Below are 20,929 nucleotides of genomic sequence, written 5' to 3'. Positions count from 1 at the left end.
TTTTTGGCGTTTGAATTGTGTCGCAATTGTGGTCGGCGGCATTTTTTCAACCACAACTTAAGGGCGTATTTTCGGCATCGATGTAGACAGCGCCATTTGCCGTTTGCAGCATTCAAGAGGACAAAACTTGCAACGGCGCAAATGTGTGATACTTTTGAAGGCGGATTTAGTAAATTGTTAATAAACGAAAATTTTCCATCTCTTTTGAAGCCAGCCCAACATTATTTACGCAGAGGACGTCTGTAAAATTTGTGTTTGTTGTAATCGTCTTTGGATTCTCACCATTGCAGGATCTTAAATGAGAGGCACTTTACTCAACGTTAGATAGTTTGCAAACTATCACCAAAAGGACCTAAGTGTTGCTAAATGCAAAACAATGAAATTGAAAAATTTGACCTGGGAATCATTTTTATCTGCTCGGAAAACGCCAGTAATGAGACTGCTTTCCTGCCGCGAACAGCAACATATGAAAATAACCCGCATCCTGCTTGGCAGCGGCGTCCAGCACACATCATATTTGCACGGCGGTCAGTTCAGAAGCATATTCTTCCGATGTCATCAATAATCTTGTGCGCAACTCAATTTTACCTCTCGCACTCCGCAGCAAGCTTTGCTATTCACGCCGACATTCTGGCACTGAGTGCTTGGGTTGCGGGTGTGGCGAAATTGGTAGACGCACCAGATTTAGGTTCTGGCGCCGCAAGGCGTGGGGGTTCAAGTCCCTCCACCCGCACCATATCGTTTCAGAGAGTTTTCAATTCCTGATAGCCCATATCAACAAGCCAAGCCCCACATAGAACCAAATATCCATAATTCCCTCGCGTGATGAGTTTGGCGCAACTTAGATTGTCATAAATGATTGCGCATTTGAGCATTGATCATTTGCGGACAATTGGAAGGAAAAGGATTTGTCTAAGGCTGGCCTGTCGGCGATCACTTCATGTTCATTGCACGCGCATGCGGACCCACAACGTCGCCGCTATTGCCCTACCAATCCCATCTGGCGCACGGCCAGATCGCGCATGATCTCTTCGGATCCGCCGCCAATTGCCATTATTTTGATTTCGCGCCAGACACGCTCGACCGGGTTACCCAGCATGTACGCGGCACCGCCAAAGATCTGCATCGCCTCGGAAGCAACAAATTGCAGCGACGTCGTGGCCTGAACTTTGGCCTTGGCAATTTCGGCGACAGGCATCAGGCCCTGCTCGATCGCCCAGCAGATCCGCTCGATATATGCCTCATTCATATCTATCCGGGCGGACATTTCTGCAAATTTGTGGCCAATGACCTGATGTTCGACCAGTCGCTTGCCGAATGTCTCGCGTTCCCGTGCCCAGTCCAGCGCACTATCGTAGCATAGTTTCATCATTCCTAACGAAGCGGATGTCAGGCCGAGCCGTTCAAAGTTGAAATTGTTCATGATTGCGATGAAGCCCCTGTTCTCAGGCCCCAACAGCGCAGTAGAATCCAGCTCGCAATCATCGAAATGCAGCGTTGCTTGCTGTGAACTGTGCCAGCCCATCTTGCCACCCAAAGGTGTACGGCTGAACCCGGGCGCGTCATGAGGGACCAGGAACAACGAAATGCCGGTCAACCCTGGACCGCCAGTGCGGGCACCAACCACAAACCATTCGGCATCCATCCCCCCGGTGATATAGGTCTTTTCCCCGTTCAGTATCCATTGGCCGCCTTTGCGTTCAGCCTTTGTTTGAATATTGGCAACGTCCGACCCTGCGCCCGGTTCGGTGATCCCAAGGGCCGACATCATGCGCCCCGAGATGATCTCGGGCAGCACTTTCTGTTTGAACTCCTCGGAAGCGAATTTCGCAATTGGGCTGATTGAAATCGTACGTCCCCCAACGGCGGCTCCGATACCGGACGCCCCACAGCCGAACAGAATTTCACTATAATCATGGCGCATAAAGGCATTGTCGAAACCCAGACCGCCGTATTCCTCATCGATCCCAAAGCCAAATACTCCAAACTCAGCGATTGCTGCATGCAGTTCCCATGGGACGCTGCGATCCGCCTCCCATTGCTCAATATGCGGTTTGATTTCGGCATCGACAAATCGCTGGAAATTCCCGCGGAAAGCTTCGCGTTCCGGGGTCATGAAAGGGGATGGCAGGGTCATTCGACCTCCTCGACGTCATTTTTGGGCAATACCTGAAGCTGGCTTTCCATCATGCGGGCAAAGCGATCCATCATCTGCATAAGGTATTCTGGCGACGAAACGAATTTCTCATGCAACAACAAACCACGCAGGAAGTTCCGCGCGATACTCCACAACAATTCAGTGTCGTCACGGTTGCCTGTTGCGCTGACATACCGGGCTGAGATCAGGCTCAGGTTCGATTTGTCCCAATCTCTCAAGCTCTGTTCAAGCATTCCGAACAGAGCCGGGTCGGTTCGGCAAGCAACCAGAATCTCGACTATGGCACGTCCGCCTGCGGAATTTACGATATTGGCCCAGGCGGACATAATCAGATCATAGACGGGCTGAGGGGCGCGATCATGTGGCCAGAGCGGGTTTTGCGCATTGCCCAGCAGTCGCATCGCGGTAGCTGCAACCAGGGCCTGTTTCGTGGGGAAGTGATGCGTAATTGCCCCGCGTGAGATGCCCGCCTTGGCCTGCACCTCGGCAAAAGTAGTCTCGGCATACCCGAGCTGATCCAGACAGGTGACCGTCGCATTGCAGATTTTGACCTGCATATCCCGGGACCTTTGATCCTGGACCGAGGATTTCTTTGGCATCTTATCTATCATCTTCCGTCGCGTCGCAGTGGTAAATCTTCGTTGACCAAGGCAGTCAGTGGATCATAAAAACAGAACAGTTGGTCTGTAAACTGCAGATCGTACCCAAGCGGGAGAGACGTGGCGTGACACATTCTCTGCGGATCGGAGGAGCAAGTGGTTTTTGGGGGGATGCCCCTCATGCGACACAGCAATTGCTGCGTGCCCCAAAGATTGACTTTCTGGTCTACGATTACCTGGCCGAAATCACCATGTCGATCATGGCCCGCGCCCGCCTTAAAGACCCCCAAAAGGGATATGCGGTGGATTTCGTCTCTGACGTTACAGCCAACAATTTAACCCAGATCGCCGAGCAGGGCGTCAAGGTGTTGTCAAATGCGGGTGGGGTCAACCCAGTGGCCTGTGCTGTTGCTTTGCGTCGCAAATCTGCTGAATTGGGATTGAACGTGAAAGTCGCAGTGGTCGAAGGCGACGACCTGCTGCCACGTGTTGCTGAGTTTGTCGATCGGACTGAGATGTTTTCCGGTGCGCCGATGCCACCGACCGAAAAGATCGCCTCGGTGAATGCTTATATTGGGGCAGGGCCGATATTGGCGGCGCTGCACGCCGGGGCTGACATCGTCATCACAGGCCGCTGCGTCGACAGCGCACTTACGTTGGCCGCGTGCATGTATCATTTTGGATGGCGGCACGAGGACCACAACTTACTGGCTGCCGGGTCGCTTGCGGGGCATCTGCTGGAATGTGGACCCCAAGCCACTGGCGGGAATTTCACGGATTGGGAAATGGCGGGGGATATCGCCCAAATTGGCTATCCGATTGTCGAGGTAAGCGCAGATGGCGGGTTGGTCCTGACCAAGCCGAAGGGCACGACGGGATGTGTGGCCCCAGCTTCGGCCTGCGAGCAGATGCTGTATGAGATCGGCGACCCGCAGTCCTATATTCTGCCTGACGTGATTTGCGACTTTTCCAATGTCAGGATTGAGCAATCCGAGCCAGACCATGTAACCGTTTCGGGTGCAAAAGGCCGCGCGCCGACCGGGCAACTCAAAGTGTCCGCCACCTGGGCGGATGGCTATCGCGCGGGCATGACGATTCTGATCAACGGGCGTGAGGCACGACAAAAGGCGAAGACTTTTGCCCAAGCGGGGTTGGATCGCGCGCGCGCTGTCCTGCAACGGATGGGCACCCCCGACTATCGCGAGGTGTCGTTTGAAACCTTCGGAGGTCGGCCTGGCGACGGCGATTACGAAGAGATCTCGTTCAAGGTAGCCGTGAAACACGATGACCCTCGCGCGGTTGGCGTATTCCTGCGTGAAATGACCGGGTGCGCACTGGCCGCACCGCCGGGGTTGCACATCTTTACCGGAGGAGGGCGTCCAAAGCCCTCGCCAGTCGTTGCCCTGTTTTCCTTCTTGGTGCCAAACAACACGCTGACCTATTGCGTAACGATGGATGGGGACGATATCGCATACAATCCGCCGAAAACGTCCCCACAAGACCCGGAACCTGTCCCGGCAAAAGCCCCGGAAATAGCCGATGAAAAGGTGACCGAGTGGATCACATGCCCCTTGGAAGATTTGGCCTGGGCTAGATCTGGAGACAAAGGCGACGCCGCAAACATTGGGGTCATTGCACGTCATGCTACCTTTTTGCCCTACATTTGGGCGGCGCTGACCGAAGCGACGCTGGCAGATGTTTTTTCAAACCACCTATCTGGCAGGGTCGAACGGTTCTATCTTCCAGGAACGCATTCCATGAACATTCTGCTGCACAATGCGCTGGGTGGCGGTGGCGTCGCCTCGTTGCGCAACGACGCGCAAGGCAAGAGTTATGCCCAGATATTGCTGGCCACACCGATCAGGATTCCTGCAGAGTTATTCTCATATCCCGAGCGAGGAGAAAGCTGATGGGTTTTGTCAGTAAAGTCGTCCGCGATTCTGGCAGCTTTGCCAAGAACCGAGCCGATATGCTGGCTCTTGTCGACGAGATGCGCGCGCTTGAAGCGCGTCCTGTCGCCCTGTCAGAGAAACGGCGCGAACGGATGGAAGCCCGGGGGCAGATCACACCCCGTGACCGTTTGGCCCAACTGTTGGATCCTGGAATGCCTTTTTTGCAACTGCACGGGTTGGCGGGCTACTGCGTCGATACAGACGATCCCGAGCGTTCGGTTCCGGGCGCGTCATTGGTCATCGGCATCGGCTTCATCTCGGGCGTGCGCTGCATGATCATCGTCGACGATTCAGGGATCAAGGCCGGCGCGATGGTCGAGATGTCAGCTGCGGCCTTCCTGAGCGCGCAAGACATGGCATTGAAACAGAACCTGCCTTTTGTGCATCTTGTCGAAAGCGCCGGTGCAAACCTGATGGAATACAAGGTCGAATTCTGGGCCAATGGCGGCAAACTGTTCCGCAATCTGGCTCGCCATTCGGCCGCAGGGCTGCCCAACATTGCAGTGCTGCACGGCCCGTCAACCGCCGGTGGGGCCTATATGCCCGGCCTTGCAGACTATGTCGTTGGCGTGAAGAACAACGGCATGGCCGCCTTGGCCGGTGCCGCCTTGGTTCACGCGGCGACGGGCGAAAAGGCCAATGACCGTGATCTGGGCGGGTCCGAGATGCATGCCACCACATCCGGGCTGGTCGACTATCTGGCCGAGGATGATGCGCACGGTATCGAAATGGCGCGGAACGTGATGGCCCGGCTGGATTGGAACAAATCCTTGCCTGTGCGTCGCAGCAAAGAAGCGCAGCCACCGAAATATGATGCGGATGAGATCGCAGGCGTTGTTCCAACCGATTACCGTGTCCCCTATGATGTCCGCGAGGTCGTGGCCCGCATTGTGGATGGCTCGGATTTTGAAGATTTCAAGCCCGACTATGGCTCGGCGACTGTCTGTTTGCAGGCCGCAATCAATGGCATCGCAGTGGGTGTTCTTGGAAACAACGGACCACTGGACCCTGCAGGCGCGAACAAAGCCGCACAGTTTATTCAGCTATGCGGTCAGTCTGACATTCCCCTGATATTTCTGAACAACATTACAGGGTTCATGGTCGGCACCCAATATGAACAAAGCGGCATGATCAAACATGGGGCCAAGATGATCCAGGCCGTTACGTCGGTCGATGTGCCCAAGATCACGCTTTATATCGGCGCGAGTTTCGGGGCGGGCAATTACGGGATGTGCGGTTACGCTTATGATCCGGATTTTCTGTTCGCCTGGCCCAACGCGGCAACGGGCGTGATGGGCGGCGAGCAAGCCGCCGGGACGATGGAACTGGTCGCGCGCGCAGGGTTTAAACGCAAAGGGATCGACCCCGACGAAGCCAAACTGGCGGCGCAGAAGGCAGCGATCACTGCGCATTTCACACGACAAGAGAATGCGTTTTACACCTCTGGCCGGTGTATCGATCATGGCGTCATTGACCCCCGCGACACGCGGCGTGTGCTAGGTTTTTGCCTTGAAATTTGCCTTGAGGGTCGCGCGCGGACGGTCAAAACCAGCTCGTACGGGGTGCACAGGTTTTGACCATGCTGCATAGCTCACCAAATCCACATCCAAGACAGATAGCAGAGGCTGAGGCATGACATTCGACACGCTTCTCGTTGCCAATCGTGGGGAAATCGCTGCGCGTATCATGCGAACCGCCCGGTCGCTTGGCCTGCGCACAGTGGCCGTTTATACAAGCGCTGACGCTCGGGCACCCCATGTCGAACTTGCTGATGAGGCGGTTTGGATCGGTGAAGGGCCGATTGGTGCCAGCTATCTGAACGCAAAAAAGATCATTGCTGCGGCTCAGGAAACTGGGGCAGGGGCGATCCACCCAGGCTATGGGTTTTTGTCCGAAAATGCGGGTTTTGCAGAGGCAGTCGAGGCCGCGGGTCTGACTTATATCGGACCCGATCCCGACGCGATCCGGCTGATGGGCGACAAGGCCGTCGCCAAACGCCTTATGATTGGCGCGGGCGTTCCCTGCGTTCCAGGGTATGAAGGCGATGATCAATCGGGTGCCGCACTGGTCGCTGAAGCGAGCAAAATCGGTTTTCCCATCATGGTCAAAGCCGCAGCTGGTGGCGGTGGACGCGGAATGCGCGTGGTCCAATCTGCCGACGCTTTTTCTGAGGCGATTTCAATCGCAAGATCCGAGGCCGAGAGCGCTTTTGGATCCGGCGAACTGATCCTTGAGAAAGCGATCGGTGATGCGCGCCACATCGAATTTCAGGTTTTTGCCGATGGGTGCGGGAACGTAATTCATCTGGGCGAAAGGGAATGCTCGGTTCAGCGTCGCCACCAAAAAGTCATCGAAGAAGCCCCAAGCCCGGTCATGACGACAGAGTTGCGCGCAAAAATGGGGGCTGTGGCGATTGAGGCGGCCCGTGCGGTGAGCTATCGCGGCGCCGGAACCGTGGAGTTTCTATTTGAACCGTCCGGCGTGTTCTATTTCCTTGAAATGAATACCCGACTGCAGGTTGAGCATCCTGTGACCGAGATGGTCACTGGCCTCGACCTAGTGGCGCTACAGATCGCTGTCGCGCAGGGTGACGCCCTTCCAATCTCTCAGGAAGACGTCACCATGAACGGTCACGCCATCGAGGCGCGGCTTTACGCCGAAGACCCTGCTAACGGATATCTGCCGGCGACCGGTCCAATTGATTTCTGGCAGGCTGCGTCCGGTCCCGGAATGCGTGTGGATTTCGGCATTCAGCAGGGACAAGAGGTATCGCCTTTCTATGACGCCATGCTTGCAAAGATCATCGCGCACGGTCCAACCCGCGAAGCGGCACGTGCGCGGCTGATCAAGGCTGTGCAAGAAACTATTTTGCTGGGAACGGTGACAAATTCGCGGTTTCTTGCAGATGTGCTGCAGCACAGAGATTTCATTGCCGGCGATGCAACAACAACATTTCTGGATCGGACCTACCCCCGGGGCTTTCCTGCGTACTGGGTAACTGCGCAGGACGTCGCCTTGGCGGTTGCGCTGTTGTTGGGTGCGGATCAGGCCCGCGCAAGGGCGGCGGCGGGCTATGTATCCGCCGAACAGTTGGGTTGGTCCAGCGCGGCGTTACCGCCGTTCGCCGTGACGCTTGCCTATAGTGACGAAGAGATACAAACGCGCGCACTCTCCCGCCCCGATGGATGGACGGTATGGGTTGAGGGCAACGCGTATGATGTTTCGTTTATCAAGCGCAGCAGCGGGAAGGTCCGGGCACGCATAAATGACAACACCGTCGACGCCACCGCACACATATCCCGCGACACAGCCCAGATCGCCATCGGCGCCGAGCGCCTGACGTTTCGACGCCTGCGTCCCGGTGTATTGGATGCGGGAACGATCGCTAGCGGTCGCGTCACCGCCCCCATGCCGGGTGCCCTGGTCGAGGTGGCGGCAAGACCCGGTCAAAGCGTTTCCAAAGGCGACTGTCTGGCCGTTCTCGAAGCCATGAAGATGCAACACCAGATCACTGCCGCCGTTGCTGGCGTCATCACGTCTGTCCACGTTGAGGTCGGGCAACAGCTGAGCGCGGGGGATGTGATGATCGAGATTGACGATATATAGATAGAATTGGGTGTGTGTCGGCCACCGCCACTTCATCCGGGGACATCGAATAGGCAAACACAAAATCAAGGGAACAAGCAGTGCAACAGGCAACGGATTTTCTGCAAGAAAGCGAGGCATTGTTTGCCATTCTGGACGGTATTTCGGGCGATCAATGGGAAATTCCAACTCAGTTCAAGGGTTGGACGCTGAACGATGTTCTGGTGCATCTGCACTATTGGAACCAGATGGCAGATCAGTCGCTTCAGGACCCCGACGCGTTCACAGCCCGCATTGGCGCATTGTTTGTCAAAGCCAAGGCCGAAGGGCTGCGCGCAGCCGAGAACGAAGCGATCTTGCTGCGCGGGAACGAGCTGCGCGATTCCTGGCAGACACTTTACACAGATATTGGCGCGCGTTGGGCCGATCTCGATCCAAAGCACCGGGTGAAATGGGCCGGTCCGGATATGTCTGTACGCTCATCAATTACGGCCCGTCAGATGGAGACTTGGGCACATGGGCAAGAGGTTTTTGACGTTCTCGGTATCGAGCGCGTCGAACAGGACCGGGTCAAGAACATCGTCATTCTGGGTGTGAACACCTTTGGCTGGGCCTATCAGGTCAACGGCAAACCTGTGCCCGAGGCGATGCCGCGGCTTGAACTGACCGCGCCATCCGGAGCCTTGTGGGAGTTCGGTGAACGGGGGGACAATCGGATAACAGGCCCTGCGGTAGAGTTTGCACAGGTCTCAGCCCAAACCCGCAACATCGCGGATACATCGCTGAAGGTGGAGGGGCCGGCTGCTGTCGAATGGATGTCAATCGCGCAGTGTTTTGCCGGTGGTCGCGAAACGCCCCCTGCACCGGGCAGCCGTCACCGCGCTCGGGGCGCGCAGATCGCGTGAAAGAAGTTGAATGTAAGCCTTGAACCCGGCACAAAAGGAACCACCCGTCCGACCGAAAGCGAAGATATGCTGCTGTTTAATGTGACAAAACTTGCATCTGGCCTGATCGTCGCTGTTGTCATCGGCTGGCTGCTGGTGCTGGGCAAAAGTATCCTTCTTCCGGTGCTTTTAGGCATAATCGGGATATACATTCTGGACTCGACCGCCTCGACAATCGGCCGTGTTCCGGGGTTGCGCCACATTCCGCGCCGCGGGCGCCGTTTGCTTGCGCTGCTTGCCATATTTCTAACGTTGGTTCTGATAGGGATCTTTCTTGAGGCAAACGCGCAAGCGGTCGCCCAGAATATCCCGCGTTACCAAACCAACTTAAAAGCGCTGATTGACTCGGCGATGGCGATGTTGGGCGTCAAAAAACTACCAGATTGGTCCACGATCGAGCAGACGATTGCCGGCAAGTTCGATATTTTGGGGTTTGTGCAGGGGACGCTTTCCACAGTGCAGGGTTTCGGGACGGTCATGTTGATGACAATCCTTTATATTGTGTTCATCCTGTCCGATCTGGATGACATGCCGGAAAAAGTTAGAAAGGCGTTGGGTGATGCCGAAACAGCTGACCGGTCGCTGCAAATCGTCGCCCAAATCAACCAGAAGATTGGCAGCTACCTAAGTGCAAAGACCCTGATCAACGTCATTTTGGCTGTGATCTCATATGTGATCATGTTGTTGCTTGGGATCGAGTTCGCAATGTTCTGGGCTATATTGATCGGACTTTTGAACTATATCCCATATCTGGGTTCAATCGTGGGTGTTCTGTTTCCCGTCATGCTGAGCCTTGTGCAATTCGGCGGCATCTGGCACGCCGGTGTCGCGCTGATCGCTCTTATGGCAGCTCAGCTGTTTGTAGGAAACTTCCTTGAACCAAGGCTTGTCGGAAACTCGGTGAACCTGAGCGGATTTATGGTGCTGTTTTCGCTGACGATCTGGACCGCGATGTGGGGCCTGGCAGGCACCATATTGGCGATACCGTTGACTGCCGTGGTGATGATCATCTTGTCGCAAATCCATTCTACGCGACCGCTGGCGATTTTGATGTCAGAAAGCGGCGAACTTGACTGATTGCTCCAAAGCCCAGTTTTAGGTGTTTAAATAATTCGCCGTCTTCGGTGCGCGACCGCCACCCATTAGTCGGGGTGACGGCCGGCTTAAAATCTTTGGCGTTTAAAGTTTAATGCGGAACGCGGCAAAACCATCGGCGCCTTCGCCTGCGTCTTCGATCACCACTCCATTGACGTCGCTCATATAGTCGCGCGCTTTGGGGCCGGTTTCGAAAAGCACCGTGGTGTCTGCGAGCGGGGCGAAGGACCAGTTGGCGTCCGCTTTTGGATCAATTGTGCCCTGCTCAACAATATAGCGAACGATGACGTCGCGGTTGGTGTCGGGGGCCTCGAAGACAATCGTGTCGCCCAATGCACCCGGGAAGGACCCGCCGCCAGACGCGCGGTAATTGTTGGTGGCGATGATAAACTCCATATCATCCGTAACCGGCGTGCCGTTGAAGGACAGGTTCACAATCCGTGCCGCGTCTGGGTTCACTTCTTCGCCTTTTGGTCCAAATCGCGAGGGCTGGGACAGGTCGATCTGATAGGTCACGCCGTCCATCACATCAAAGTTGTAGGATGGGAACTCTGGATTCAGCAGAATTGCGTCGGCCGAGCCGGGCTCTACCTGATTGAACATGCCTGCCGAACGTTCTAGCCAGCCTCGAACTTGTGCCCCGTTCACGCGGACCGCCCGCACGGTGTTCGGATAGAGATACAGGTCAGCCACATTTTTGATAGCCACATCGCCCACTGGAACGTCGGTATAATACTCTGGCCCACCACGGCCACCGGCCTTGAACGGAGCGGCGGCTGATAGGATGGGCAGCCCCTCGTGCTCGGTGCCCTTCATCATCTCTTCGACATACCATTTTTGTGCGATCGACACGATTTGCACCGACGGATCATCCGCGACGAGTGCGAAGTAGCTGTGCAAAGGCGCGGACGTCTTCCCAACGGCGCGGCGCACATATGCCAGTGTTTCGTCGTGATCTTTGGCGACCGAATCCAGCACGGTTTGGTCGTCGCCAACCAGCGCGGTGATTGAGCGATCTTCGTTGCGCTTTGATATCGGGCGCGCCTCGGACGTCGTTGTTACGACTCGCCATTCATTCCCGTCGCGTTCCAGCAGCAGATCCAGCAGACCCAGATGCGAACCCCAGAAACCGCCCATGACCGCTGGTTTACCCATAAGCGTGCCTTTTTCGACGTCGATACCCGGGCGATCCGCGAATGTAGGCGAGGGGAAGACCAGATGATTGTGGCCCGTGACCAGCGCGTCGATGCCATCGACGCCGGCCAGCACGATCGAGGCGTTCTCCATCCCATCAGTGTGATCGGCCTCACCGATACCCGAATGCGATAGGGCGATGATTAAATCACAGCCTTGCTCTTGCATTTCTGGAACATAGGCTTTCGCGGTATCGACGATGTCGCGGGCCTGAACGTTGCCTTCCAGATGCTTGCGGTCCCAATTCATGATCTGAGGTGGGGTAAAGCCAATGACGCCAACCTTGATTGGATGCTTGCTGCCGTCGCCCATTTCAATTTCCCGGTCCAGAATGGCGTAAGGCTTGACCAGGGTCTTATCGTCGCGTGGCCCCGCGCCTTGTTCCTTGGCAATATTGGCCAAAACGACCGGGAAATCCGCCCCGGCGAGTGACTTTTCCAGAAAATCCAAACCGTAATTGAACTCGTGGTTGCCCAATGTAGCGGCGTCATAGCCCACGGTGTTGAATGCGGCGATGATCGGATGGCTGTCGCCTTCTTTCATACCACGCTCATAGGCGATGTAATCGCCCATCGGGTTGCCCTGCAAAAAGTCGCCATTATCCACCAGCAACGAGTTGGTTGCCTCTGACCGAATGTCATTGATGATCGATGCGGTGCGCGACAGGCCTACCGTATCGCGCGGCTTGTCTGCGTAGTAATCATAAGGGAAGACATGCACATGGATATCGGTGGTTTCCATGATCCGAAGATGCGCCTGATTGTCGGCAGCGGCGGCCGAAAAAGGGTGCAGGGTGATTGCGGCGGCGCTGGCCGTGGTTGTGGCAAGGAACTGGCGGCGAGACATCGAAAAATGGTTGGAGGAGGTCATTCGGAACCTTTCAATATGTTGGCTAACGCGCCTTCTGCATGACTTACAAAACAACCGTGTGACACTGGTATCCAACGTGTTTGCAGCGGCGCGGCGCATGCGGGAATGTTTGGTATTGATGCCCATTGTGATCTGCTTACCCAATCATGGCAACATGTGTCGATTTGAGACGGTTGATTTTCGCGCGGTGCATATTGCGGAAATGGCGGCAGCCGCATTGGGATAGAATGTTCTGCATCGTTTGCTAAAGCGGCGTTGGCCAGCGGACCATTGCAAGCATCCGCGTTTTTCCGCCGGAGTGACGCAGATGGTAGAATCTGGTTGTGACAACGATCTTTATCTATAAAAGAGTGCGTAGCCATGAGAGTTCTCTAAAAGTATCTATAAAATGAAAAACACCAGCCCGATATGGTCCCGCGACGCTGCTCAAGCTCTGTATGACCTTCCGCTGATGGATTTGCTGTTTCGCGCGCAGACAGTGCACCGGGAGAACTTTGATCCCAACAAGGTCCAGACGTCGAAACTGCTGTCGATCAAAACAGGTGGCTGTGCCGAAGATTGCGCCTATTGCTCGCAATCAGCACGGAACGGATCAAAGCTGTCGGCCTCGAAACTGATTGAGGTTCAGCGCGTTCTGACCGAAGCCCGCAAGGCCCGCGACGGCGGGGCAACCCGTTTCTGCATGGGTGCCGCATGGCGCGAACCCAAGGACCGCGACATGGATGCGCTTGTTGCAATGGTCGAAGGTGTGCGCGAGATGGGGATGGAAACCTGCATGACCCTTGGCATGCTGGACGATAATCAGGTGATCCGTTTGCGTGATGCCGGGCTGGACTATTACAACCACAACATCGACACGTCCGAGCGGTACTATCCCGAAGTCATCACCACGCGCACCTTTGCGGACCGCATTGACACGATGAACCGCGTGCAGGAAGCGGGTATCAAGGTCTGTTCCGGCGGTATCCTCGGAATGGGCGAAGAGGTTCAGGACCGTGTCGATATGCTGGTCACCTTGGCCAACATGAACCCTGCCCCGGATTCTGTGCCGATCAACATGTTGATGCCGCAGGAAGACACACCTTTAGCAGACGCAAAGCCGATCGATCCGATCGACTTTGTAAGGGTCATAGCCGTAGCGCGGATCATGATGCCACAGTCTTATGTACGGCTTTCCGCCGGGCGCAGCGATATGAGTGAGGAATTGCAAGCCATGTGCTTCTTCGCCGGTGCTAACTCGATCTTTGTTGGTGAAACGCTTTTGACGGCAGAAAACCCCGAAGAAGACACTGATGCCATATTGTTTGCCAAGCTTGGGTTACAGTCAGAAACGTCGGTTGAAAAATCCTGTTTGGATGCTGCTGAATGAAAGCACTGAGTCGGTTGAACTCGATGCTTGAACTGTTGGACACCCGGAACCGCCGCCGGGTGTTGGCGCAGCCGCGCGGTCTGGATTTTGCGTCCAATGATTACCTCGGATTGGCGCAATCGTCATTCCTGCGCGATGCCGCGCAAACGGCATTGGCGCAGGGCGTGCCGCTTGGGTCCAGTGGCTCCCGTCTGTTGCGGGGCAATCATCCCGAACATGAAGCGCTTGAACACGAGGCCGCCGCCTTTTTTGATGCTGAGGCTGCTTTGTTCATGGGCGGAGGTTTTCAGGCCAATCATGCGATTTTCTCGACCCTTCCTGCAGCCGAAGATCTGATCCTTTACGATGCTTTGGTTCATGCAAGCGCGCATGAAGGCATGCGGGTGGGACGCGGCCAAACTCGTGCCTTTGCTCATAATGACGTGACCGCAGCGCGTCTGGCCATTGAGGCGTGGGTGGCAGAAGGCGGGTCTGGCCAAATCTGGATCGCCGTAGAAAGCATCTATTCCATGGAAGGCGACATTGCGCCCTTGTCCGCGTTGTCTGATCTGGCCTGCGAACACGGTGCCATATTGGTCGTGGATGAGGCTCATGCGACCGGAGTATTTGGCCCGAACGGTAAAGGTCTGGCGCATGGTCTCAAGGCTGAGTTGCTAACTTTGCACACATGCGGCAAAGGGTTGGGGGTTTCGGGCGGATTGATTTGCGGCCCTCGGGTGATGATCGAAACACTGATCAACCGCGCCCGCCCGTTTATCTTTGCCACGGCCCCATCACCGTTCAACGCGGCCCTTGTTCGCGCGGTTCTGCAGGATCTTCAAACAGATGCTTCGCTGGGCTTGAACGCCCTGTCCCGCATCCGCCACGCGCATGCCGTTGCACGTCAGATCGGAATACCACAAGAGGCGCTGAACAGCCAGATTATCCCCATTGTTCTGGGCGATGACGCCAAAACCATGGAAATGGCCGCAACGTTACAGGCCCAAGGTTTTGATGTCCGTGGTATCCGGCCGCCGACCGTGCCACGGGGCACGTCACGCCTGCGCGTCTCGATCACCGGCAACGTGGACAAGGATGACATAAGTGCTCTGTTCGAAACACTGGCGCATCAACAGGCGGAGGCGGCATGAGCGCTGTTATCGTCACGGGCACCGACACTGGTGTTGGGAAAACGGTTTTTGCTGCCGGCCTGACAGCCACGCTTGGCGCAACCTATTGGAAGCCGGTGCAATCCGGGCTGGAGGATGCAACGGACACAGAAACCGTCGCGGCGCTTTCCGGTGCCGAAATTTTGCCGGAAGCCTATCGCCTGAACATGCCAGCTTCACCCCATTTGTCAGCCGAAGACATGGGCGTCGAGATTTCGCCGGATCGGCTTGCGCTGCCGCAGATCAACGGCCCCTTGGTCGTCGAGGGGGCAGGCGGGATCATGGTGCCGCTGAACCGCAAGACCTTTTTCCTTGATGTCATCTCGGGGTGGCAGGCACCCGTGGTTCTGGTGGCCCGGACCGCGTTGGGGACGATCAATCACACAAGCCTGTCCCTGATGGCCTTGCGGGGTGCAGGTTGCAACGTTTTGGGCGTAGCGTTTGTAGGCGACGCTGAGCCAGAGGTTGAACAGACCATCGCCGAGATGTGTCAGGTTACCCATTTGGGACGCTTGCCGTATCTTGAAACCCTGTCGCGAGAAACGCTGTCGGATGCTTTCGATGCGATTGACACAGCAACAATTCGGAGGGCTCTGTGACCGCTCTGGAGTTTGATGCCCGCCACCTTTGGCATCCCTATACGAATGTTCTGAACCCCGGTCCGATGCATCTGATCACCGAAGCCGAAGGGGTATGGCTGACCCGGGAAAACGGTACTCGGATGATCGACGCAATGTCGTCGTGGTGGTGTGCGGTGCACGGGCATCGTCATCCGGCCATTACTGCTGCGATGCAGGAACAGCTGCGGCAAATGCCCCATGTCATGTTCGGTGGCCTGACGCATCGACCCGCAATTGACCTGGGCCGCAAGCTGGTCGAGCTGTTGCCTGACGGGCTGGATCGCATTTTCTTCAGCGACAGCGGATCGGTCGCGATTGAAGTTGCCTTGAAAATGGCCGTACAGTCTCAGATGGCGCAGGGTCACACGGGGCGCACGCAGTTTGCGACCATTCGCGGCGGATATCACGGGGACACATGGAAAGCGATGAGCGTCTGCGACCCCGAGAATGGGATGCATGGGCTGTTTAGCGGCGCGCTGTCGATCCAACATTTCCTGCCACGCCCGCCGATATCGTTTGATCAGGAATGGACGGATGATCCAACCCTGAATGGGCTGGATGCTTTGGAAGAGCTGCTGGAAACCAAGGCCGATCAGATCGCGGCCCTGATCCTTGAGCCAGTGGTGCAGGGCGCGGGTGGTATGTACTTCTATCACCCCAAGTGGCAAAAAGGCGCGCAAGACCTGTGTAATGCACACGGAATTCTTGTGATTTTTGACGAAATCGCAACCGGGTTTGGTCGCACGGGCGAACTGTTCGCGATGAACCACGCCGAAGTGGTTCCGGACATCATCTGTTTGGGCAAAGCTTTGACTGGCGGCCATATTACTCTGGCCGCGACCGCCACGACCCAAGATGTCGCGCGTAGAATTGGGGAAAGCGAAGCCAGCGTTTTGATGCACGGCCCGACCTATATGGCCAACCCGCTGGCCTGTTCTGCCGCGGTGGCCAGTCTGGAACAATTATCGGTCAGAGATTGGCGCGCCGAAGTGCACGCGATCGCCGACCAGATGAAGCAAGAGCTTGCCCCGGCACGTGAATTGCCAGGCGTTGCCGATGTGCGCGTGCTTGGCGCGATTGGGGTCATCGAAATGGAGCAATGGGTTGATCCTGCGGTTGCGCATGCGCTGGCACCCGATACCGGCGTTTGGTTGCGCCCGTTTGCCCGCAACATCTATTGCATGCCGCCTTACATCATCTCTGCGAATGAATTGAGCCGTGTAACATCGGCCATGATCTCGCTCGTCAAAGGCATACCATGAAACAGCAGTGGTTATCGCGTTCGGGAACGGACGAGTTGATTCTGGTTTTTGGCGGTTGGGCGCTGGGGGCTGCGCCTTTTGCTGGGCTTTCAGGGCGCGGTGATGTGCTATTCGTCGACGACTTCCGCCACTTTGACGATCCTCTGCCTGATATTGCGCAATATGACCGCGTCAATTTGATTGCCTTTTCTTTTGGCGTCGCATCTGCGGGCCACTGGCTGGCGCAAACTGGGTTTCGTCCCGATCGGCTGATTGCTGTCAGTGGCACGCTATGTCCGGCTGACCCCGAGCGTGGAATCGCACCGGATATGATCCGCGCCACGGCGGAAAACCTGACCGCAGCCAGTTTCTCAAAGTTCTGTCGCCGTGCCGGATTGAACGGGCCGGTTCCTGAAATTGATCTGGAGGCTGCGCAGGCAGAGCTTCACGCCGTGATCGACCGTGGTGGCGCACCCGAAGTGGCGTTTGACCGGATTTGGATCCCCCAGCGGGACCGTATTATCCCGACCCCCGCGCAAGAGGCGGCATGGGCGCACCAACAATCTGCCGTGCGTGGTATTGCCACCCCGCATGTTCCGTTTCGCGACAGCCAGAACTGGCAGGAGTGGATCTCATGAACGTGCAGATCGCGGACCGCATCCAGCGCAGTTTCAGCCGCAGTTTCCGCAGCTATCACAGCTCGGCCAGCCAGCAGGCCAAAATCGCGGATCGGCTGGTCCATGAGATGCGGGCCGGCGGCGCACCGCATCGATTCGCGACCGGATTGGAATTTGGGTGTGGCACAGGCCACCTCACGCATCGGGTATGTAGCGCATTCGATATTGGTCAGTTGACGGTCAATGACCTGTCGCCCGAAGCAGCTGAGACCGCAACGGCCGTCGGTGCGGATTTTTTGTGCGGCGACGCCAAAATCGTCGAATGGCCGTTTCAGCCAAAGCTAATCACGTCAGCGTCTATGGTCCAATGGTTGCATGACCCTGCAACCTTTCTGCAGCGCGCAGCGAAAGCATTGGCTCCTGGTGGGTGGTTGGCGGTTTCAGGCTTTGGACCGGAACAGTACCGGGAACTGGTGAAAGTCGGTTCCACTGCCAAAGCGCCGGGCTTGTGCCGATCTGAAGATTTGGCCGCGGCAGTCGAAGGTCAGTTGGAGATTATCAGTTGCGGCGAAAACATTTCTGCACTGCACTTTGATACGCCCCGAGGCGTTCTCAATCACCTTCGAAGAACTGGGGTCAACGGGCGCGCGCAGAAGGTCTGGACCAAAACCAGTCTTGCCCAATTCACGGAACAATATGTCCGACACTTTGGTGACGATGATGGCGTGACCCTGACATATAACCCGACGTGGATCGTGGCCCGCAAACATGGCTGAGTGCCGCTACCAATCAATGCGCTCATAGGCTTCGGTTTGGATACACGAGATCTCAGAGCCCGGGTTGGTCAGTACCGCTTCGGCCAATAGACGCTGCTTTCCTACCTGTTGAAGCCGGTGCAGATGACAATGGAACGCGCATTCAGCGAGCGATAGTTTACATCTGTAAGGCTTTGCAATCATGGACCCATTCCTGCTTGCCGAGGCGGTCAGTACAGCAAATTGAGCATGAGTAGCGAAACAACAAGAAACAGGATCGTCATGACCCCCCCTGAGCGGACAAAGTCCATGACTTTATACCCTGCAGGACCCATGATCAGGGCGTTTACCTGATGGGTCGGGATTATGAAGCTGTTCGATGTTGATATGGCAACCGTCAGGGCAAATACGGCCGGATTTCCGCCAGCTGCCACCGCTATGGAAACGGCCAATGGCACAAGCAGAACAGTGGCCCCGACGTTGGACATCACCAATGAAAACGCCGTGGCCAAAATCGCAACGCCGGCCTGAAGTGACCAGATCGGCCAGCCGTCCAGAATGACCATGATCTGTTGTGCAATCCACGCAGCCGTGCCGGTGTTCTGTACCGCCTGACCCAGTGGAATAAGGCATGCGAGCAGAAAAACAGTATTCCATCCGACCGCACGGTAGGCTTCATCGACACTCAACACACGTGTCAGCATCATTCCCGCGGCTCCAGTTAACAGACAGAGCGAGAGCCGAATGTCGGTGAACAGGATCATCGACAAGGAAACAGCGAAAAACGCCAGCGCCCAACCGACCTTTTGCGGGCGCAGTTCGTCTTGTGGGAAGTCGGTGGTGACGACCACAAAATCGGGATCGCGCTTGATCCGCATCAGGTTGTCCCACCGTGTATGGGCCACAAGCATGTCGCCTGCGTGAAACTCCTCAAGCCCGATTTGAGTGGACTCGTGCGTTTCGGATTCAACATGGCTTAGCGTTTCCTCGCCGCGATGAATGGCAAGCAACGACATGCCATATGTTTTGCGGAACAATAGCTCGCGTGGGCATTTCCCAATCAGCTTGCTGTCCGGTGTCACAACGACTTCGGCGATACCGGCATTGGTTGGAGCGAACTCTTCAACAAAGATGTCCAACGCCGGCAGCACGGTCAGCCCGTATTTCTGCGCGAACTCCTCTACAACCCAGCGCCGACCAATGATCGCCAATCGGCAAGGCGCGGCAATTTCGGCCGTCAGGACCTGAACCATTGAGGTTTTTCCGCGATAGAATGTCGAAATGATGTACAGGTGGTTTTCGTGGTTTATGTCGGCCAAAATCTGCCCGACCAAAGGGCTTTCGGCTGGAACGATTACTTCGAAAACATCGGCTTTCAGGCCGTAGACACGTTGCAGATACTCCTGCGTTCCCTGTCCGGTTCCGGTGTTTTCCGATCCCTCATCACCCGGCAAAACCCACCGACCCAGCAGCAGAAAGTAGGCAATGCCGGTTAGGATCAGAACAATCCCGATCGGCGTCACAGAGAACAGGCCAAACTGCTCCATTTTCTGACCTTCGGGCAAACTGTTGTTGGCCGATTGGATCAGATCGTTCAGCAATATAAGAGGCGAAGATCCGACCATAGTCATTGTGCCGCCAAGGATGGCGCAGAACCCCATGGGCATCAGCAAGCGCGACAACGGGATGCCTGATCGGGAAGATATTCGGCTGACGACCGGAAGAAACAGCGCAGCGGCCCCAACGTTCTGCATGAACGAGGAAATGACCCCAACAGTGCCCGAAATAATCGGCAGTACGCGTTTTTCGGACGTACCGCCATATTTCAGAATAACAGCGGCGACTTTGTTCATTATGCCCGTCTTGTCGAGGCCCGCGCCGACGATCATGACCGCGATAATGGAAATCACCGCATTGGATGCAAATCCATCAAACAGGTGAGGCACGTCCGCAAGTTTCTCGAGCCCGGGCGCGTAGCTGAGAAGGCCGATAAGGACCAGAACAAGTATGGCAGAAAGGTCAATTCTGACGATTTCGGATACAAAGAGAAATACGGTGAAGGCAAGAAGCGCGCAAACTACACCCATCTCAAAATTGAAGGCCACCTGTTCCACAATCGTCACCAGGAATTTGTTCTTACATTAAGGAAACATCTAACCCATCAATGTTGGATTGTCATGATGTTTCAAAACCGCAAGCTCGGGCGAAACAAAATTACCACCACTGCCTAAACGCCACGTTTCAACCGGTGCGGGGGCCCCTTTGATTGCTTGTCAGGCAGGGGCCTTCACGCCTCTCAAGTCATCGTGGTCAACCACGCCCACGGTAAGGCGGCACACCCTGATCCGGGATCCAGACGCCTTCGGGCATTGGGCCAGTTTGCCAGAACACGTCGATCGGAATGCCCCCACGCGGATACCAATAGCCTCCGATACGGAGCCACCTTGGCTCCAGAAACTCCTGCAGCCGGCGGGCAATCGAGATGGTGCAATCTTCGTGAAAGGCGCCATGATTGCGGAACGAGCCCAGAAACAACTTGAGCGCCTTGCTTTCCACCAACCACTGATCGGGCACGTAATCTATCACCAGATGGGCAAAATCCGGTTGGCCCGTCATTGGGCAAAGCGAGGTGAACTCGGGCGCGGTAAAGCGCACGTTGTAGTCCACATCAGCCTGCGGGTTCTGCACGCGTTCCAGAACCGCCTCTTCCGGGCTGGCTGGCATTTTGGTGTCTCCGCCCAACTGGGTGAGGTTACTGTAGATACTTTCGGTCATGTTATCT

Annotated in this window: 16 protein-coding genes and 1 tRNA gene; 12 read left to right on the top strand and 5 right to left on the bottom strand. The window is 56.1% G+C overall.

Translation table 11 applies throughout. From position 1 onward, the window contains the following. Nucleotides 1–651 precede the first annotated feature (651 nt). Nucleotides 652–736 (top strand) — tRNA-Leu (locus tag RUA4292_RS05055). A gap of 243 nt (nucleotides 737–979) precedes the next feature. Here RUA4292_RS05055 and RUA4292_RS05050 read toward each other — a convergent pair. Together RUA4292_RS05050 and RUA4292_RS05045 are read right to left on the bottom strand one after the other, a co-directional pair. Then, nucleotides 980–2,137: an acyl-CoA dehydrogenase family protein gene (locus RUA4292_RS05050; protein ID WP_199519989.1), complete on the bottom strand. Its 1,158-nt coding sequence runs from the start codon at nucleotides 2,135–2,137 to the stop codon at nucleotides 980–982. Then, the gene (locus tag RUA4292_RS05045; protein ID WP_233493354.1) at nucleotides 2,134–2,757 is read right to left on the bottom strand and encodes a TetR/AcrR family transcriptional regulator; all 624 of its coding nucleotides are present in this window, start codon (nucleotides 2,755–2,757) and stop codon (nucleotides 2,134–2,136) included. Before RUA4292_RS05045 ends, RUA4292_RS05050 begins: the two co-directional genes overlap by 4 nt. 125 nt (nucleotides 2,758–2,882) lie before the next feature. On the opposite strand from RUA4292_RS05045, the gene RUA4292_RS05040 reads away from it, so the two are divergent. The 5 genes from RUA4292_RS05040 (at nucleotide 2,883) to RUA4292_RS05020 (ending at nucleotide 10,315) form a co-directional block, all read left to right on the top strand. Next, nucleotides 2,883–4,667, top strand: a complete 1,785-nt coding sequence (locus RUA4292_RS05040; RefSeq protein ID WP_058276611.1) for an acyclic terpene utilization AtuA family protein — start codon at nucleotides 2,883–2,885, stop codon at nucleotides 4,665–4,667. Further along, nucleotides 4,667–6,286 carry an acyl-CoA carboxylase subunit beta gene (locus tag RUA4292_RS05035; protein ID WP_058276610.1) on the top strand — a complete coding sequence of 540 codons (1,620 nt, stop codon included), beginning with the start codon at nucleotides 4,667–4,669 and terminating at the stop codon, nucleotides 6,284–6,286. Before RUA4292_RS05040 ends, RUA4292_RS05035 begins: the two co-directional genes overlap by 1 nt. Before the next feature lie 55 nt (nucleotides 6,287–6,341). Beyond that, complete coding sequence (locus RUA4292_RS05030) at nucleotides 6,342–8,315, top strand: acetyl/propionyl/methylcrotonyl-CoA carboxylase subunit alpha (protein ID WP_058276609.1); 1,974 nt, start codon at nucleotides 6,342–6,344, stop codon at nucleotides 8,313–8,315. An 80-nt stretch (nucleotides 8,316–8,395) separates the two neighbouring features. Then, nucleotides 8,396–9,199, top strand: coding sequence for a TIGR03084 family metal-binding protein (locus RUA4292_RS05025; RefSeq protein WP_058276608.1), 804 nt, complete (start codon nucleotides 8,396–8,398; stop codon nucleotides 9,197–9,199). 6 nt (nucleotides 9,200–9,205) lie between these two features. After that, the gene (locus tag RUA4292_RS05020; protein ID WP_058276607.1) at nucleotides 9,206–10,315 is read left to right on the top strand and encodes an AI-2E family transporter; all 1,110 of its coding nucleotides are present in this window, start codon (nucleotides 9,206–9,208) and stop codon (nucleotides 10,313–10,315) included. Between the two features lie 102 nt (nucleotides 10,316–10,417). Here RUA4292_RS05020 and RUA4292_RS05015 read toward each other — a convergent pair whose 3' ends face one another. Continuing rightward, on the bottom strand, nucleotides 10,418–12,397 hold the full coding sequence (locus RUA4292_RS05015) for a bifunctional 2',3'-cyclic-nucleotide 2'-phosphodiesterase/3'-nucleotidase (RefSeq protein ID WP_058276606.1): 1,980 nt from the start codon (nucleotides 12,395–12,397) through the stop codon (nucleotides 10,418–10,420). 388 nt (nucleotides 12,398–12,785) lie between these two features. On the opposite strand from RUA4292_RS05015, the gene bioB reads away from it, so the two are divergent. Genes bioB through RUA4292_RS04985 form a run of 6 tightly spaced genes read left to right on the top strand, consistent with a single transcriptional unit; the run spans nucleotide 12,786 to nucleotide 18,168 of the window. Next, nucleotides 12,786–13,766, top strand: a complete 981-nt coding sequence (gene bioB, locus RUA4292_RS05010) for a biotin synthase BioB (RefSeq protein ID WP_058276605.1) — start codon at nucleotides 12,786–12,788, stop codon at nucleotides 13,764–13,766. Next, a complete protein-coding gene (locus RUA4292_RS05005; protein ID WP_058276604.1) occupies nucleotides 13,763–14,896 on the top strand; it encodes an 8-amino-7-oxononanoate synthase in 1,134 nt (377 codons plus the stop codon). The genes bioB and RUA4292_RS05005 overlap by 4 nt, the downstream gene beginning before the upstream one ends. After that, complete coding sequence (gene bioD, locus RUA4292_RS05000; RefSeq protein ID WP_058276603.1) at nucleotides 14,893–15,513, top strand: dethiobiotin synthase; 621 nt, start codon at nucleotides 14,893–14,895, stop codon at nucleotides 15,511–15,513. The genes RUA4292_RS05005 and bioD overlap by 4 nt, the downstream gene beginning before the upstream one ends. Further along, nucleotides 15,510–16,796: an adenosylmethionine--8-amino-7-oxononanoate transaminase gene (gene bioA, locus RUA4292_RS04995; protein WP_058276602.1), complete on the top strand. Its 1,287-nt coding sequence runs from the start codon at nucleotides 15,510–15,512 to the stop codon at nucleotides 16,794–16,796. The genes bioD and bioA overlap by 4 nt, the downstream gene beginning before the upstream one ends. After that, nucleotides 16,793–17,413 (top strand): pimeloyl-ACP methyl esterase BioG family protein, encoded by a 621-nt coding sequence (locus RUA4292_RS04990; RefSeq protein WP_058276601.1) that lies wholly within the window; start codon nucleotides 16,793–16,795, stop codon nucleotides 17,411–17,413. The genes bioA and RUA4292_RS04990 overlap by 4 nt, the downstream gene beginning before the upstream one ends. Next, on the top strand, nucleotides 17,410–18,168 hold the full coding sequence (locus RUA4292_RS04985) for a methyltransferase (protein ID WP_058276600.1): 759 nt from the start codon (nucleotides 17,410–17,412) through the stop codon (nucleotides 18,166–18,168). Before RUA4292_RS04990 ends, RUA4292_RS04985 begins: the two co-directional genes overlap by 4 nt. A 209-nt stretch (nucleotides 18,169–18,377) precedes the next feature. On the opposite strand, the gene RUA4292_RS04980 is transcribed toward RUA4292_RS04985, so the two are convergent. Together RUA4292_RS04980 and queF are read right to left on the bottom strand one after the other, a co-directional pair. Continuing rightward, on the bottom strand, nucleotides 18,378–20,234 hold the full coding sequence (locus RUA4292_RS04980; protein ID WP_145974878.1) for an SLC13 family permease: 1,857 nt from the start codon (nucleotides 20,232–20,234) through the stop codon (nucleotides 18,378–18,380). Nucleotides 20,235–20,457: 223 nt separating this feature from the next. After that, nucleotides 20,458–20,922, bottom strand: a complete 465-nt coding sequence (gene queF, locus RUA4292_RS04975; protein ID WP_058276599.1) for a preQ(1) synthase — start codon at nucleotides 20,920–20,922, stop codon at nucleotides 20,458–20,460. Nucleotides 20,923–20,929: the final 7 nt, after the last annotated feature.

Origin of the sequence: Ruegeria atlantica, assembly GCF_001458195.1 — a bacterium.
Classification (GTDB): domain Bacteria; phylum Pseudomonadota; class Alphaproteobacteria; order Rhodobacterales; family Rhodobacteraceae; genus Ruegeria; species Ruegeria atlantica.
Note: the sequence above shows the minus strand (reverse complement) of the source record. Positions and strands in the feature narration are given on the sequence as shown.

Coding starts and splice junctions, on each gene's coding strand:
- RUA4292_RS05050 (WP_199519989.1), bottom strand. CDS start 2,137: ATGACCCTGCCATCCCCTTTCATGACCCCGGAACGCGAAGCTTTCCGC.
- RUA4292_RS05045 (WP_233493354.1), bottom strand. CDS start 2,757: ATGCCAAAGAAATCCTCGGTCCAGGATCAAAGGTCCCGGGATATGCAG.
- RUA4292_RS05035 (WP_058276610.1), top strand. CDS start 4,667: ATGGGTTTTGTCAGTAAAGTCGTCCGCGATTCTGGCAGCTTTGCCAAG.
- RUA4292_RS05030 (WP_058276609.1), top strand. CDS start 6,342: ATGACATTCGACACGCTTCTCGTTGCCAATCGTGGGGAAATCGCTGCG.
- RUA4292_RS05015 (WP_058276606.1), bottom strand. CDS start 12,397: ATGACCTCCTCCAACCATTTTTCGATGTCTCGCCGCCAGTTCCTTGCC.
- bioB (WP_058276605.1), top strand. CDS start 12,786: ATGAAAAACACCAGCCCGATATGGTCCCGCGACGCTGCTCAAGCTCTG.
- RUA4292_RS05005 (WP_058276604.1), top strand. CDS start 13,763: ATGAAAGCACTGAGTCGGTTGAACTCGATGCTTGAACTGTTGGACACC.
- bioD (WP_058276603.1), top strand. CDS start 14,893: ATGAGCGCTGTTATCGTCACGGGCACCGACACTGGTGTTGGGAAAACG.
- RUA4292_RS04990 (WP_058276601.1), top strand. CDS start 16,793: ATGAAACAGCAGTGGTTATCGCGTTCGGGAACGGACGAGTTGATTCTG.
- RUA4292_RS04985 (WP_058276600.1), top strand. CDS start 17,410: ATGAACGTGCAGATCGCGGACCGCATCCAGCGCAGTTTCAGCCGCAGT.
- RUA4292_RS04980 (WP_145974878.1), bottom strand. CDS start 20,234: ATGGGTGTAGTTTGCGCGCTTCTTGCCTTCACCGTATTTCTCTTTGTA.
- queF (WP_058276599.1), bottom strand. CDS start 20,922: ATGACCGAAAGTATCTACAGTAACCTCACCCAGTTGGGCGGAGACACC.